This window comes from Streptomyces sp. NPDC048288, from assembly GCF_043201555.1.
In the GTDB taxonomy this organism is placed as follows: Bacteria; Actinomycetota; Actinomycetes; order Streptomycetales; family Streptomycetaceae; genus Streptomyces.
This window is the reverse complement of sequence record NZ_JBICZD010000009.1, coordinates 386,442-400,909: the sequence shown is the minus strand read 5'-3', so window position 1 is coordinate 400,909 and position 14,468 is coordinate 386,442. Positions and strand designations below refer to the sequence as shown.

The 14,468-nt window shown below is 72.6% G+C and carries 15 protein-coding genes; 8 read left to right on the top strand and 7 right to left on the bottom strand.

Features of this window, described 5'->3' with window-relative positions; translation table 11 throughout:
• The first annotated feature begins 87 nt into the window (after positions 1–87).
• From ACGFZS_RS31930 to ACGFZS_RS31915, 4 genes are all read left to right on the top strand, one after another.
• Positions 88–855, top strand: coding sequence for an enoyl-CoA hydratase-related protein (locus ACGFZS_RS31930; RefSeq protein ID WP_355722952.1), 768 nt, complete (start codon positions 88–90; stop codon positions 853–855).
• 289 nt (positions 856–1,144) lie between these two features.
• Entirely contained in the window at positions 1,145–1,648 is a 504-nt protein-coding gene (locus tag ACGFZS_RS31925) for an ATP-binding protein (protein WP_393797981.1), read from the top strand.
• Between the two features lie 55 nt (positions 1,649–1,703).
• The gene (locus ACGFZS_RS31920; RefSeq protein WP_393797980.1) at positions 1,704–2,495 is read left to right on the top strand and encodes a polysaccharide deacetylase family protein; all 792 of its coding nucleotides are present in this window, start codon (positions 1,704–1,706) and stop codon (positions 2,493–2,495) included.
• A gap of 11 nt (positions 2,496–2,506) precedes the next feature.
• Complete coding sequence (locus ACGFZS_RS31915; RefSeq protein WP_393797979.1) at positions 2,507–3,700, top strand: YncE family protein; 1,194 nt, start codon at positions 2,507–2,509, stop codon at positions 3,698–3,700.
• Positions 3,701–3,731: 31 nt separating this feature from the next.
• Here the strand turns inward: ACGFZS_RS31915 and ACGFZS_RS31910 are convergent, their stop codons facing one another.
• Entirely contained in the window at positions 3,732–4,424 is a 693-nt protein-coding gene (locus tag ACGFZS_RS31910; RefSeq protein ID WP_393797978.1) for a GNAT family N-acetyltransferase, read from the bottom strand.
• Here ACGFZS_RS31910 and ACGFZS_RS31905 point away from each other — a divergent pair.
• Positions 4,423–5,352, top strand: a complete 930-nt coding sequence (locus tag ACGFZS_RS31905; protein ID WP_393797977.1) for a MerR family transcriptional regulator — start codon at positions 4,423–4,425, stop codon at positions 5,350–5,352. The two genes, ACGFZS_RS31910 and ACGFZS_RS31905, sit on opposite strands and share 2 nt — an antisense overlap.
• A gap of 58 nt (positions 5,353–5,410) precedes the next feature.
• Positions 5,411–5,623 carry an EF-hand domain-containing protein gene (locus ACGFZS_RS31900; protein ID WP_393667445.1) on the top strand — a complete coding sequence of 71 codons (213 nt, stop codon included), beginning with the start codon at positions 5,411–5,413 and terminating at the stop codon, positions 5,621–5,623.
• Positions 5,624–5,671: 48 nt separating this feature from the next.
• On the opposite strand, the gene ACGFZS_RS31895 is transcribed toward ACGFZS_RS31900, so the two are convergent.
• The gene (locus tag ACGFZS_RS31895; RefSeq protein ID WP_393797976.1) at positions 5,672–6,460 is read right to left on the bottom strand and encodes an ABC transporter ATP-binding protein; all 789 of its coding nucleotides are present in this window, start codon (positions 6,458–6,460) and stop codon (positions 5,672–5,674) included.
• Positions 6,457–8,151: a 2-isopropylmalate synthase gene (locus ACGFZS_RS31890; RefSeq protein WP_393797975.1), complete on the bottom strand. Its 1,695-nt coding sequence runs from the start codon at positions 8,149–8,151 to the stop codon at positions 6,457–6,459. The genes ACGFZS_RS31895 and ACGFZS_RS31890 overlap by 4 nt, the downstream gene beginning before the upstream one ends.
• A gap of 209 nt (positions 8,152–8,360) precedes the next feature.
• Between ACGFZS_RS31890 and ACGFZS_RS31885 the strand changes: the two genes are divergently transcribed.
• Both ACGFZS_RS31885 and ACGFZS_RS31880 read left to right on the top strand, forming a co-directional pair.
• Complete coding sequence (locus ACGFZS_RS31885) at positions 8,361–9,038, top strand: FadR/GntR family transcriptional regulator (RefSeq protein WP_393797974.1); 678 nt, start codon at positions 8,361–8,363, stop codon at positions 9,036–9,038.
• Between the two features lie 123 nt (positions 9,039–9,161).
• Positions 9,162–9,824 (top strand): NAD(P)-binding domain-containing protein, encoded by a 663-nt coding sequence (locus ACGFZS_RS31880; RefSeq protein ID WP_355722931.1) that lies wholly within the window; start codon positions 9,162–9,164, stop codon positions 9,822–9,824.
• A 531-nt stretch (positions 9,825–10,355) separates the two neighbouring features.
• Here ACGFZS_RS31880 and ACGFZS_RS31875 read toward each other — a convergent pair.
• The 4 genes from ACGFZS_RS31875 to ACGFZS_RS31860 form a co-directional block, all read right to left on the bottom strand.
• A complete protein-coding gene (locus ACGFZS_RS31875; RefSeq protein WP_393797973.1) occupies positions 10,356–11,033 on the bottom strand; it encodes a Crp/Fnr family transcriptional regulator in 678 nt (225 codons plus the stop codon).
• Between the two features lie 58 nt (positions 11,034–11,091).
• Positions 11,092–11,652: a glycoside hydrolase family 25 protein gene (locus tag ACGFZS_RS31870; protein ID WP_393797972.1), complete on the bottom strand. Its 561-nt coding sequence runs from the start codon at positions 11,650–11,652 to the stop codon at positions 11,092–11,094.
• A 100-nt stretch (positions 11,653–11,752) separates the two neighbouring features.
• A complete protein-coding gene (locus ACGFZS_RS31865) occupies positions 11,753–12,796 on the bottom strand; it encodes a phosphatidylinositol-specific phospholipase C domain-containing protein (protein ID WP_393797971.1) in 1,044 nt (347 codons plus the stop codon).
• 106 nt (positions 12,797–12,902) lie between these two features.
• The gene (locus ACGFZS_RS31860) at positions 12,903–14,453 is read right to left on the bottom strand and encodes an AMP-binding protein (RefSeq protein ID WP_393797970.1); all 1,551 of its coding nucleotides are present in this window, start codon (positions 14,451–14,453) and stop codon (positions 12,903–12,905) included.
• Between the last annotated feature and the right edge of the window lie 15 nt (positions 14,454–14,468).

Sequence of the window (14,468 nt, the reverse complement as noted above, 5' to 3'; positions counted from 1 at the left end):
GGTCGCGCCCACGCGGCGGCAGCCGCAAATCGACAGCGCCCCGCGCCCCTGGCGGGGCGCTGATGAACCGGCGTTAACCTGCGAGGTATGACTGTAACCCTCGAAGTCTCCGAAGGTGTGGGCACGCTGCGGTTGGATCGGCCGCCCATGAACGCGCTGGATGTGGCCACGCAGGACCGGATCAAGGAGCTGGCGGAAGAGGCCGGCCGTCGTGCGGATGTGCGGGCCGTCGTGGTGTACGGCGGGGAGAAGGTCTTCGCGGCCGGGGCCGACATCAAGGAAATGCAGAACATGGACCACGCGGCCATGGTGCTGCGGGCCCGGGACCTCCAGGACTCCTTCACCGCCGTCGCGCGGATCCCCAAGCCGGTCGTGGCCGCCGTCACCGGGTACGCGCTCGGCGGTGGTTGCGAGCTCGCGCTCTGCGCCGACTACCGGATCGCCGCCGACAACGCCAAGCTGGGCCAGCCCGAGATCCTGCTCGGGCTGATCCCGGGGGCCGGCGGTACCCAGCGGCTGCCGCGGCTGGTCGGGCCCTCGAAGGCCAAGGACCTGATCTTCACGGGCCGTATGGTCAAGGCGGACGAGGCGCTCGCCATCGGGCTCGTCGACCGGGTGGTACCGGCGGCCGAGGTGTACACCGAGGCGCACGCCTGGGCCGCCCGGCTCGCCCAGGGCCCGGCGATCGCGCTGCGGGCCGCCAAGGAGGCGATCGACACCGGCGTCGAGACCGACCTGGAGACGGGGCTCGCCGTCGAACGGAACTGGTTCGCCGGGCTGTTCGCGACCGAGGACCGGGAGCGCGGTATGCGGAGCTTCGTCGAGGAAGGGCCTGGCAAGGCCAAGTTCCTGTGATCTTCGCCCTGTTGTGAAAGTGCCGAACCCCTTGCAATTGACGTGATGTCTGATTCCGGGTCCCTCGATGGGGCGGTTTATGGGAGCCTTAAGGCACCCTTAAGTCTGCCTTGTCGAGGGGGTCTGGCGATTGCCCGGAGATGAGTCGTCGTCGCAGGTCGGGCGGGTTGCGGAAGGCCCAGAGATGCCGACGGCATATGCCGATCGACCGGCGCGGGGCGGGAGCTTCCCGGGGGCGTATTCCGCCGGAACGGCCCCGGAGGGCGCTCGCGGCGGCCATGATGGGGGCATGGCGGGGCTGGAGGGCATCGAACAGCCGCGGGGACAGAGCCGTGCGGCCGCGGCGCGCTGGTCGCCTGCGGTCGAGGACGAGCAGGCACTCAAGGCGATCGACCTGTTCGGCAACCCGACGGAGGCGGAGGTTCCGCTGCCGTCCCGCCCCGAGTCCGCGGCGACCGCCCGCCGGCTGGCCCAGGTGGTCGTCCTCCGTCAGTGGCGGCTCAGCCCCAAGATGACCGAGGACGTGGTCTTACTCGTCTCCGAGCTGGTCGGCAACGCGGTCCGGCACACCGGGGCCCGGGTGTTCGGCCTGCGGATGCGCCGCCGCCCCGGGTGGATCAGGGTCGAGGTCCGCGATCCCTCGCGCGGGCTGCCCTGTCTGATGCCGGTTCAGGAACTGGACATCAGCGGACGGGGCCTGTTCCTGGTCGACAAGCTGTCCGACCGGTGGGGCGTCGACCTCCTGCCGCGCGGCAAGACGACGTGGTTCGAGATGCGCGTGGCCGACCGTTAGGGAAGAACAACCCTTATCCGGTCAATCGCCCATTTTCTTACCTATCCCCTTTTAAATGGTGCGGGTGACCCCCACCAACCGACGCGACCTCCTCCGCGCGGGCGCCGCCTTCACCGCCTCAGGCACGCTGGCCACCGGTTGCGGCACCACCGGTACGGCCACCGCAGCGCCCCCCGCCACCGCCCCCGCGCCGACGCGGCCCACGGCCTCCGCCACGCCTTCCCCCACGGCGTCCCCCGCCCGGACGCTCCCCAGCCAGATCACCCACGGCCCCCGCGCCGGCACCTCCGTCGCGCTCACCTTCCACGGCCAGGGCGACCCCGCCCTCGCCACCCGGCTCCTCACCACCGCCGAGCAGCACGGGGCGCACGTCACCGTGCTGGCCGTGGGCACCTGGCTCGACGCGCACCCCGCCATGGCCCGCCGTGTCCTCGACGGCGGTCACGACCTCGGCAACCACACCCAGCGGCACATCTCCATCAACGCCATGGCGGAGGCCGACGCCCGCAAGGAGATCACCGACTGCGCGGACCGGCTCAAGCGGCTCACCGGGTCGGTCGGCCGCTGGTTCCGCCCCTCCCGGGCCGCCACCGCGACCCCGCTCGTGGTCCGGCTCGCCGCCGAGTCCGGCTACCCGCATGTGCTGTCGTACGACGTCGACTCGCTCGACTACACCGAGCCCGGCGCGCCGGCCATCACCCGCAAGGTGCTCGCGGAGGTCAGGGGCGGCTCGGTGGTGAGCATGCACTTCGGGTACCCCGACACGGTCGCCGCCCTCCCCGCCGTACTCCAAGAACTCCACCGCCGTGGACTGCGCGCGGTCACCACCACGGAGCTGCTGAGCTGATGCGAACGCCGATGCGAACAACGAGAGCCGCCCGTCTGTCCGTCGCGGGCACCGCCCTTGCCGCCCTGGCGCTGCTGTCCGCCTGCGGCGGCGGATCCGGCGGCCCCGAGGAACCGGCCGCCCTCAGCACCGCGCCCGCGCAGCCGCAGGCGAAGAAGGTCGAGCCGGTCGTCGACGCCCTGCCGGGCATGCCCCCGGTCCTCGACCCGCACGACGTGTACGCCGCCGACCGCCCCGGCAGGCTCTCGCCCGTGGTCAAGGACTTCCCGTCCCGGGTCTACGTGCCCAACACCAACTCCGACACGGTCTCGGTGATCGACCCGAAGACGTACAAGGTGACCGGGACCATCCCGGTCGGCCGGCAGCCCCAGCACGTCGTGCCGTCCTGGGACATGAAGACGCTCTGGGTCAACAACGACCTGGGCAACAGCCTCACCCCCATCGACCCGAGGACCGGCCGGGCGGGCAAGCCGGTCGCGGTGCACGACCCGTACAACCTGTACTTCACGCCCAACGGCAAGTACGCGATCGTGATGGCCTCCATGGACCGCGCGCTGGTCTTCCGGGACGCGCACACCATGAAGACCGTCAAGTCCCTCCCGGTCAGCTGCTACGGCGTCAACCACGCCGACTTCTCCCTCGACGGCCGCTACTTCATCGTGTCCTGCGAGTTCAGCGGCGAGGTGCTCAAGGTGGACACCGAGAAGATGAAGGTGCTGCGCCAGGAGAAACTGCCGTTCCACGGGGCGATGCCGCAGGACGTCAAGGTCTCGCCCGACGGGAAGCTGTTCTACATCGCCGACATGATGGCCGACGGGCTGTGGATCCTGGACGGCGACAGCTTCTCCAAGCCCACCTTCCTGCACACCGGCAAGGGCGCCCACGGGCTGTACGTCAGCCGGGACTCCCGGGAGATGTACGTCTCCAACCGGGGTGAGGGCACCATCTCCGTCTTCGACTTCCCCGAGAACCGGCTGACGAAGAAGTGGCGGCTGCCCGGCGGCGGCAGCCCGGACATGGGCGGGGTGTCGGCGGACGGCAAGGTGCTCTGGCTGTCCGGCCGCTACAACTCCGAGGTGTACGCCATCGACACCGGCACCGGCAAGGAGCTGGCCCGCATCCACGTCGGCAGCGGCCCGCACGGCCTCGCCGTCTACCCGCAGCCGGGCCGCTACTCACTCGGCCACACCGGCATCTTCCGCTGAGCCCCGGGCCTTCGGCTTCAGGCCTTGGGTTTCAGGCCTTGAGCAGCAGTGCCTCGGCGCCGATGGGCACATAGCCGGCCGCCTGGAACGCCCGTGTGCTGCGGGCGTTCCCCGGCGCGACCTGTGCCCACAGCGGTTCGTCCGCGAGCTGCCGGGCGGCGGTCACCAGGGCCCGGCCCAGCCCCCGCCGTCGTACCCCCTCGTCCACCTCGACCGAGACCTCCAGGCGGCCCGCGACGCCCCGGCCCAGCACCAGCACGCCGCCCTCCGTCGCCCAGGCCCGCACCTCGTCACGGCGGCCGTGGGCGTAGGCGACCCGGGAGTGGCCGGGGCCGGTCAGTTCGGTCAGTTCGGTCAGGGGGAGCTCCGGGCGGCCGGGGAGCGGGCCGGCCACCAGCAGCGCGTCGATCGTCTCGTGCTCCCGGCCCGTGCGGTCCATCAGAGCGGTGAGGAAACGCGCGTTCATCGGCGCGCTCAGCGCGTCGGTGGGGGTCGCCCGCAGGGTGTCGTACACCCACCGCGGGTCCTCGTCGACGAAGACGACCGCGTGCGCGGTGAAGGCGAGGACCCCGGCGTCCCGGGGGGACGGCTGCGGGACGACGGTCGTCCGGCCGTCGGGCGGCGGGAAGACACCCCGGGCCGCCGCGTCGAGAATGTCGCGCAGAGTCTCCGCCACCGTGCTCCTTGAGTCTCCACCCACTGGAAGGCCCACACTCGCAGACATGATCGAAGACGGCACCGGACTTTTCACCATCGGCGAGCTGGCGCGCGCCACCGGGCTGACCGTGCGCACCATCCGCTACTGGTCCGACGAGGGCGTGCTCGCCCCGGTGGGCCGGTCGCCCGGCGGCTACCGGCTCTACGACGCCGAGTCCTTCGCCCGCCTGGAGCTGATCCGCACCCTGCGCGAACTGGGGCTCGGCCTGGCGCACGTGCGCGCGGTGCTCTCCGGCGAGCAGACCGTGGCGGAGGTCGCGGCGGCGCACGTGGCGGCGCTGGACGCGCAGATCCTCCCCCAGAGGGGGGACCCCCACCTGAAGGTGACCCGGGCGGTGCTGTCGACCGTGGCGCGACGCGGATCGAGTGCGGAGGAGACGACCCTGATGAACAGACTGGCACGGCTGTCGGCGGCGGAGCGGCGGCGGATCCTGGAGGAGTTCGTCGAGGAGACGCTGCACGGTCTCGACACGGTGGATCCGGAGATCCGCAAGCGGATGCTCGCCACCGTGGCGGAGCTGCCGGACGATCCCACACCGGAGCAGGTCGACGCGTGGGTGGAGCTGGCCGAGATGGTCCAGGACCCGGCGTTCCGGGCCCAGATGCGCAGGGCGACCGAGTTCAACGCGGCCGACCGGGGGCCGGGCGTGCCGCCCGGAGCCTCGTTGTGGTTCATGAAGCGGCTCGTCGACCTGGTGGGCGAGGCGCGGCGCCGGGGTGTCGAACCGGACTCGCCGGAGGCCGACGAGGCGCTGCGCGGGGTGCTCGGTGACGCCGACCCGGCCGCCGTGCTGGCGCGGCTGGACGCGGCCTTCAACGACCGGGTCGCCCGCTACCGCGAACTGCTCTGTGTGCTCAAGGGACAGCCCCTCGCCGTGTATGCGGAGGAGTTCGCCTGGCTGGCCGCTGCGCTGCGGGCTCGCGTGGACCGTTAATCTGACCTGCGACAGCACGTCTGCATGACGATAGAAAACGAACAAAAGGGGCGGATCGGTGGCGGACATCGACGAGGCACGCGCGCATTTCCAGCGGATCGACGCGGACGGTGACGGATTCATCACCGCCGCCGAGTTCAAGTCCGCGCTCGCGCAGGAGGGCGACTGGAACGTCACCGAGACGGTCGCCCAGGCGATCATCAACAGCCGTGACCTGAACGGCGACAAGGTGCTGTCGTTCGACGAGTTCTGGGCGCACCTGAACAAGTGAGCCGAGTGGAGGGGGCGCCCGGCCGGCAGGCCGCGGGCGCCCCCTTTCTCATGCCCCGGACTCGACGCGGACGGTCCAGCGGCCGCCGTGGCGTTCCAGGATGAGCGGCAGGTCGAAGCACTTGCCGACCTGGTCGCCGGTGAGGACCTCGGCCGCCGGGCCCTGTGCCAGGGCGCGGCCGTCGCGCAGCAGCAGGGCGTGGGTGGTGCCCGCCGGGAGTTCCTCCAGGTGATGGGTGACGAGCACGGTCGCCAGCCCGGGATGCGCCCGGCGCAGCGCGTCCAGCGCCGTGAGCAGCCGCTCGCGGCCCGGCAGGTCCAGGCCGGTGGCCGGTTCGTCGAGCAGCAGCAGCCGGGGTTCGGGCATCAGCGCGCGGGCGATCAGAGTCCGCCCGCGCTGCCCCTGGGAGAGCGTGGGCCAGCGGGCCGTCCGGTGCGCGGCCAGCCCCAGCGTGTCGATCAGCCCGTCGGCGCGCTCCTCCTGTTCCGGCGTGGCGCGCCAGCGCGGCAGCAGCGCCACGGAGTTGGTCAGCCCGGTCAGGACGACGTCCCGGACCCGCAGCGGCTCGCCCAGCGGGTGGCGGGGGTCGACATGGCCCACCCGGGTCCGCAGCTCGCGCAGGTCCACGCGGCCCAGCCGGCTGCCGAGGACCTCGACCGTGCCCCGCGTCGGATGGACCAGGGCCCCGAGCAGGCCGAGCAGGGTGGACTTCCCGGCGCCGTTGGCCCCGAGCAGCGCCCAGTGCTCACCGGCCCGGACGGTCAGCGACACCTCCTGGAGGATCGGCCGCCCGTCGCGCACCACGTGCACGTCCTCCGCGTGCAGGACGACGCTCATCGCATCCCCGCCCGGTTCACCGCGGACAGCACCGCGCCGACCGAGGCGGCCAGCGACGAAGGGCCCTCCGCCGCGCCCCAGACGGTCGTCGTCCCGTTCACCCGGCACTCGGCGAAGGCGTGGGTCCCGCTGTGGGTGACCTCCAGGACCTGGGTGGCGTGTCCGGCGCCGGTCAGCGCGTCGGCGAGGGCGGTCAGCGGGCCGGGGCCGGTGCCCTCGTGGTCGCCGGCCCGGTCGCCCGTGCGCAGGGTGCAGACGAAGCGGTGCCGGCCCGGCGCCTCCTCGTGGACCGACCAGGCGTCAAGCCGGACCTCGCCGTCGGCCGGGTAGGCGGCGCGGAAGAGGTCGTGCAGCTCCTTCGGCGTGGCCTCCCGGCCGCTCGCGTCCGTGGCCTCCTGGACGAGCCGGGCGAACTCCGGGCGCATCCGCTCCGGCAGGTCGATGCCGTGGTGGGTGCGCAGCAGGTATGCCGAACCGCCCTTGCCTGACTGGGAGTTGACGCGGATCACGGCCTCGTACGTCCGCCCCAGATCGGCCGGGTCGACCGGCAGGTAGGGGACCGCCCAGGGCGCCCGGGACTCGGGGACCCCCGACTCCCGCGCCCTGCGGGCGTGTTCCTCGAACCCCTTGGCGATCGCGTCCTGGTGGGTGCCGGAGAACGCGGTGTGCACGAGGTCGCCGGCGTAGGGGTGGCGGGGGTGCACCGGGAGCCGGTTGCACTCCTCGACCGTCGCGCGGACCGCGTCGAGGTCACCGAGGTCGACCATCGGGTCCACCCCCTGGGCGAACAGGTTGAGCGCGAGGGTGACCAGGTCCACGTTGCCGGTGCGCTCGCCGTTGCCGAAGAGGCAGCCCTCCACGCGCTGGGCGCCGGCCAGCACGGCGAGTTCGGCGCAGGCGACTCCGGTGCCGCGGTCGTTGTGCGGGTGGACGGAGAGGATCACCGCGTCGCGGCGGGCGAGGTGGCGGTGGGCGTACTCGATCTGGTCGGCGTAGACGTTCGGGGTGGCGATCTCCACGGTCGCGGGGAGGTTGTGGGTGACCGGGCGGTCCGGGCTCGCGTCCCACAACCCGGTCAGTCCGTCGCAGAGTTCGAGGACGAAGTCGGGTTCGGTGAGGTTGTACGTCTCCGGGGAGAACTGGAAGCGGACGCCGGGGGCGTCACCGGCCCGGCGCGCCATGTGCTCGGCGGCCTCGCGCACGGTCCGCCACACCTCGGCCCGGTCCCGGCGCAGCACCACCTCCCGCCACACGGGAGAGGTGGCGATGTACAGGTGGACGACGGCCCGGGGCAGCCCCTCGATCGCGTCGAAGGTCCGGTCGATCAGGTCCCGCCGGGCCGGGGTGAAGACCACCGGGGTCACGTCCTCCGGCACGGCTCCGCTGGTCACCAGGTGCCGTACGAAGTCGAAGTCCGTGCGGGAGGCGGACGGGTAGCCGACCTCGATCTCCTTGAAGCCGGTGCGGACCAGCAGATCGAAGAAGCGGCGCTTGCGCGGGGTGTCCATCGGCTCCGCGAGGGCCTGGTTGCCGTCGCGCAGGTCGACCGGCACCCACAGCGGGGCGCGTTGGATCCGGGCGGACGGCCAGCTCCGGTCCGCGGTGGCGGGCACGTGCACGCGTTCGTGGAAGGGGCGGTAGCGGTCGTACGGCATCGGGCTGGGGCGTTGCGGGTTCCACAGCGGGGTCATCGGGGCGGCTGCCTCTCGGCTCGTCGGTCGGACGGTGACCGGCAGCACGGCGACCCGCGGCGGGGTGCCGGTCGCGTCAGGCCCCGCCGCGGCAGCCGAGAAGAAGACCGCGGAACGTCATACCGGTACGCTAGCGAGTCCTCAGGTCCTCAGACAAGTGAGAATTCCTGTGAACCGGTCCGGCCCCCGAACGTAGTTGGTGACACCGCATGCCGCTTGGCCCCGTCCGCCCGAGCCCTCTGGTCGAACAGGCCGCCGCCCGGCTGCGCGAGCAGATCACCGGCGGTACCTGGCCCGTCGGCACCCGGCTGCCCGGCGAGACCACCCTGGCGAAGGAGCTCGGCGTGGGCCGCTCCACCGTCCGCGAGGCGCTGCGGGCGCTCGCGGGCGCCGGACTGGTGCGGCCCCGGCAGGGCTCGGGTGTCTTCGTCATCGCCACCGAGCCCGCCGAGGACTGGCCGGCCCGGCTGCGCCGGGCCGCGGTGACCGATGTGTACGAGGTCCGGATGGCCGTGGAGGTGCACGCGGCCCGGCTCGCCGCGGAGCGCCGTACGGCGGAGGACATCACGGCGATCGAGGCGGCGCTGGCGGGCCGCCGGGCGGCGGGGGCGGCGGCCGACCCCGCCTTCGTCGACGCCGACATCGCCTTCCACGCGGCGGTGGTCGCGGCGGCCCACAACCCCGTCCTCGCCGACCTGTTCACCGAGTTCACCCCGGTGCTCCGCGAGGGCCTGATCGAACTCCTCGCCCTGACCGGCCTGCGCACCACCGACCCGGACACCGGGGACGCGGCCCACGAGGCACTCGTCCGGGCGCTGGCGGCCGGGGACGCGGAGGGTGCGGCGGAGGTGCTGAGGGCGGAACTGGCGGACCCGTTCGCCGGCTAGCGGGCGGCTCCCGCGCGGGGCCTCACCCGATCGCCGCGCCCGCGGAATAGGTCCCGCGCCTCCGGGGTTGTCGTCGCACAGCGACAAATGCATGCATGTGCAACGACTCTCGGAAGGCATGTCATGAAGATCGGCATCATCGGGGCGGGCAACATCGGCGGCAACCTCACGCGGCGGCTCACCGCCCTCGGGCACGACGTGTCCGTGGCGAACTCGCGGGGCCCCGAGACGCTGGCCGCGCTGGCCGAGGAGACCGGAGCGACGGCGGTACGGGCCGAGGAGGCGGCGCGGGGCGCGGCGGTCGTGGTCGTCACGGTCCCCCTGAAGGCGGTCCCGGACCTGCCGTCCGGCCTCCTGGACGGCGCCGCGCCGGACGTCGCCGTGATCGACACCGGCAACTACTACCCCCGTGAGCGGGACGGCCGGATCGGCGGGATCGAGGACGAGGGCGTCGCGGAGAGCCGCTGGACCGAGCGGCAGATCGGCCACGGCGTGATCAAGGCCTTCAACGGCACCTACGCCCAGGACATCCTGGACCGCGGCCGCCCCGCCGGCGACCCCGACCGCCAGGCCGTCCCGGTCTCCGGCGACGACGAGGCCGCCAAGCGGGTCGTCCGGGCCCTGATCGACGAACTCGGCTTCGACACCGTCGACAACGGCGGCATCGACGACTCCTGGCGCCAGCAGCCGGGGACGCCGGTGTACGGCCTGCGCGCGGACACGGAGGGCGTACGGAAGGCGCTCGCGGAGGCGTCCCCGGAGCGGCCGGAGAACTTCCGGGGCTGACGGCCCCCGCCCGCCTCCGCCGCGATCGGGGCACTGTGCGCCAGATGGCGTAGACACCGACGTCGTCGGCAGGTTCCATCCACGTATGCGCGGGGCGCACCACAAGTCCCGCGTCGGCGCCGTCCGGACTCCCCGCGGGTTCGGGGGGACCGCCACGTGCGAGAGCGACATCGGGGGACGCTCCCGGCACGGGCAGTCCGCGGGGGCGGCCGGTGGCGGGACCGATCTGGGGAGCCCGGTCCCGCCACCACCGCCGCGCGTGGAATTCCTGGGTGGGCGCTGACCCGGTCCGTCCGCCTCCGTCAGCCGCCGGGCGTCTGCTTCGCCGGCCGGTCTCCGTGTGCGGAACTGTTGGTCGGGGGCCGACTCGGTCCGTACCTGTCGGTCGGCCGCTGGGCGTCTGCTTCGCCGGCTGGTCTGCGGGCGTGGAATGCCTGGGTGGGGGCCGACCCGGTCCGTCCGGGTGCGAACCTCCTGGCCGGGGGCCGATCCCGGTCCGCCCCCGTTCGCCATCCGGTCCGCGGTTGTCCGTCAGTTGTCGGAGGTCTGTTCGGCCAGGCGGGCCGGTGCTCGTATGGCCAGGGACTGGCGGCCGGTCACGATCCAGCCCTGGGCTCGCCAGTGTTCGAGGACTCGGCTGACGGTTCGTCGGGAGGTGAGCAGGAGGCCGGCGAGGTCGTCCTGGGAGAGGTTGAGGGCGATACGGCGGCCGGGGCCGTCCGGTTCCGGGAGCCCGCAGCGGTCGACGAGGTCGAGGAGGAGGGCGGCGAGGCGGGCGGGGACCGGTTCGGTGATGCCGGCGCGCTGGGCGTCGGCCTCGCGCAGCCGTCGTACCAGAGTCTGCTCCAGGGCCGCGGCGATGCCGGGGCGGGCGCGGGCCAGGACGTGGAAGCGGCCGGCCGGGAGGTGCAGGAGGTCGGCTGCGGTGGCCGTGACCAGGGTGGCGGAACGGCGGCCGTTCTCCACCGACGCCTGCTCGCCGAGGAGTTCGCCCGGGCCGCGCAGCGCGAGCAGGGCCCGGTAGCCGGCCTGCGACTGGGCGACGACCTTGACCCAGCCGTCCAGCAGCACCACCAGATGGTCGGAGCCCTCGCCCTGGGCCAGGAACTGCCGGTCGGCGGCGAGCGGCACCCGCGTCGCCGCCCGCAGCAGCGCCGCCCGGTCACCGGCGTCGAGGGCCGCCCAGAAGGAGGCGGGGCTGCTCACCACGGTTCACAGTGTGGCCCGGGCGCCCCGCCCCGAAACCTGCCGGACGGGCCGAGGGCGATCAATCCTCCTTCTTCGCCCAGGACTTGAGAGCGTCCTCGTCGTCGAAGTCCGCCACGTTCTTGTCGTGCGGGTCGCTGGTGTACTGGTGGAAACGCCACTTGGCCTTGATGCGGGGGTGGCCGGCGCTGACGTAGTCGGCGATCCAGAGGCCGTCGCCGGCGTACGAGGTGGTGTCGACGGTGAGCCAGAAGTTGCGGTTGGTGTAGAGCACGACCCGGTGGTTCGGGCGGAGTTCCTTGACCTTGCGGATGAAGGTGTCCTTCTCGGCGTTGCTCGCGCGGGTGCCGTCGCCGGTGGTCTCCCAGTCGACGGCGAGGATCTCGCCGGCCTTCTCGGGGGCGTGTTTGACGAAGTACTCGGCCTGGGTGGTGAGGTTGCCGGGCCAGAGGAAGTGGTAGAAGCCGACGACCAGTCCGGCGTCGCGCCCGGTCTTGGTCTGCGCGGCCAGCCTGGGGTTGACGTACGAATGCCCCTCCGTCGCCTTGATGAAGACGAAGGAGAGGTCATCCGTGTCGTAACTGGAGGACTGGTACGCGCTCACGTCGATTCCGTGCAGCATGTGGGAGGCTCCCTGGGTGCCAGTGGGGTGACACGCGTTGCAGTTGCGTATTCCGTATTCCCCACCTTGGCACGGGAGATCCGCGCGGGCGCGGGATTTGTCAGCTTCGGGCCGCCACCTCGCCGAGCACGGCCGCCGACTTGGTCGACCAGTCGGAGGTGATGATGCTCGCGTGGTCGGCGGCGAGCAGCGCCAGCCGGGCCGCGACCTCGGCGTCGGTCGGGCCGGTGGAGGAGATCGCAGGGGACACTCCGGCGGCGTCCGTCATGATCAGGATGTAGTGGTTCGCGGAGTAGAACGACGTGTCGTAGGCGTTGTTGACATAGGTGGCCGCGTCGCCGTCGAAGAACACGAACCAGGGCCGGATGGAGGCGTCGTAGCGGCTGGTGCGCGGGTCGCCGGCGGCCGCGCCCAGCACGGCCGGGAAGGCCTGGGCCGCGGAGATCTCCCCGGCGGCGGCCAGGTCCCGCAGGTGGTCGCCGTACTCCTGGTCGGTCCAGTAGTGGTCGAAGGGGTTGGCCTGTTCGACCGTGCCCGGGATCAGTTCGAAGATGAACTTGCCCTTGAGCTGGTCACGGGTGGGCCAGGCGTCGGCCTTGGCGGCCGCGTCGAGCGTGGCGTACGAGGAGCCGAGCAGGTCGGCCGGCTTGTACACGCTGCTGCCGAGCTTCTGCGAGACGAGCGTGTCGAACTCGTCGGGGCCGAGGCCGGCGTTGTTGTTGAAGCCGACCTTCAGCTCGACCTTGACGACGACGGGCGCGTGGTCCGGGTGCAGCTGCTCCCAGGCGGCCATGTTGTCGAGGCAGCTGCCGAGGTCCTGGTTGCGGTTCTGGCTGTACAACTCGCCGGGAGTGTCGGCGTGTTCGCAGTTGTTGTCGTTGCCCCAGGGATTGCTGTGGCTGACCCGCCACCGCTTGCTGATGCTGTCCGCGTACACGTCCAGCTCCAGCAGCGAGGCCCCGGAGTCCAGCGCCTGCGCCCAGTAGGTGTACTTGTCCTTCTCGTATGCGTTGTGCGTGCCGATGGCGGTGGTCGCCGAGAACTTCGCCGTGTCCGGGTCCGTGTCCGCGTGCGCGGCGGAGCCCGCCATCGCGAACAGGGCCCCGGCCGCCACGACCGCCGCCAGCCGTCTCCGTACCCGCATGACCCAACTCCCTCGGTTCGGTGGTGAGTTGGCGGCAGCGTACGAGCAGGCGGTTACTTACCGGTAGCCCCTGGGGGAACAGCGGTCCCGGGAACGTGCGAGCGGTTCAGGAGGCGGTGAAGTCCTCGTCCGTGAGGCCGAGCCGGGCCCGTACCCGCTGCCGGTCGGGTTTGCCGACCGGGTTGAGCGGCATCTCGGTCAGGAGGTGCAGGACGCTCGGCGTGTGCAGCGGTCCCTTGCGGGCCGTCACGAACTCCTTGATGCGGGCGGGGTCCGGGGTGTGTCCGGGCGACGGCACGATCGCCGCGTGGATGTCCTCGGCGTCGTCCGGCCGGCGCACGCCGAAGACCATGCACTGCCCGACGGCCGGGTGGGTGAGCAGCAGCGCCTCCAGTTCGGCGGGGAAGACCTGGTGGCCCACCGCGAGTTTGATCATCTGCTTGTAGCGGCCGGCGATGTAGAGACAGCCCGCCTCGTCCAGGTAGCCGGCGTCCCCCGTGCACAGCCAGCCGTCGCGCAGGGTCTCGGCGCTGAGCCCGGGCTGCTTCCAGTAGCCGTTCATGACCTGCGGGGAGCGGACCCTGATCTCGCCGGTCCGGCCGGCCGGCAGCCGGGCGCCCGCCGCGTCGCAGACCGCGATCTCCACGCCCGGGACCGGGCGGCCCGCGGTGACCTGGCCCATGCGGCCGAGCAGGGTGTGCTCGTCCGGCCGGACCTCGGCGATCAGACCGGCTTCCGTCTGGCCGTACCAGCCGTACACCACCGGACCGAACACCTCCACGGCCCGCCGCAGCCGGGCGGGCGACAGCAGATGCCCGCCGTAACAGACCCGGCGCAGACCGGAGGTGTCCGTCGTGCCGACGGCGGGGTGTTCGAGCAGCCGGCCCAGCAGCGTCGTGGGCAGCCACACGTCGGTGATCCGCTCCCGGGCGAGGGCGGCGAGCACCCGCGCCGGGTCGAACTCCCGGTGCAGCACCACCCGGCCGCCCGCCAGCAGGGCCGCGTCGGCGGTGGTGCCGGCGGAGTGGGCGAGCGAGGCGCAGGCCAGGAAGCGGGGCTCGCTCCCGAGGAGGGCGGCGCGGTCGGCCAGGACGTCCAGGTACCGGTCGTAGGTCATGCAGACGCTCTTCGGGACACCGGTCGTGCCGCCGGTCATCCGCAGGCACCAGTCGTCCTCGGGGCGGGCCGCGTTCGAGGGGCGCGGCCCCGGGTGGCCCCGGGGGTCGAGGTGCCCGCCCAGCGGGCTCGGGGCCAGGAAGCGGGCCGGGGGGAGGTCCGGGAGGGCCAGGAGACCGGCGGCCAGGTCGGGCAGTGCCGGGTCGATCAGCAGGAGGCCGGTGTCGATGCTCCGGACCAGGTGGGCCACGACCGCCGGGGCCAGCTGCGTGTGGATGACCTCGTGCAGGAACGCCACCCGGGCACCCAGCAGATTCGCCGCGTACCGCGCGGTGAGCGCCTGCGACCGGTTGCCGGACAGCAGCGCCACGGTGCCGCCCCGGCCCACGCCGAGGGCGGACAGCCCGGCCGCCGTGCGGAGCACGTCCTCGGCGAGGGCCCCGCCGGTCGTGCGCCGGCCGTCCGGGTCGACGAGGACCTCGCGTCCGGGGGCGCGGCCGAGGACGTCGAGGAGGGACTCGACATAGTTCCGGAAACTCATCGTCGCTCCTGGCGG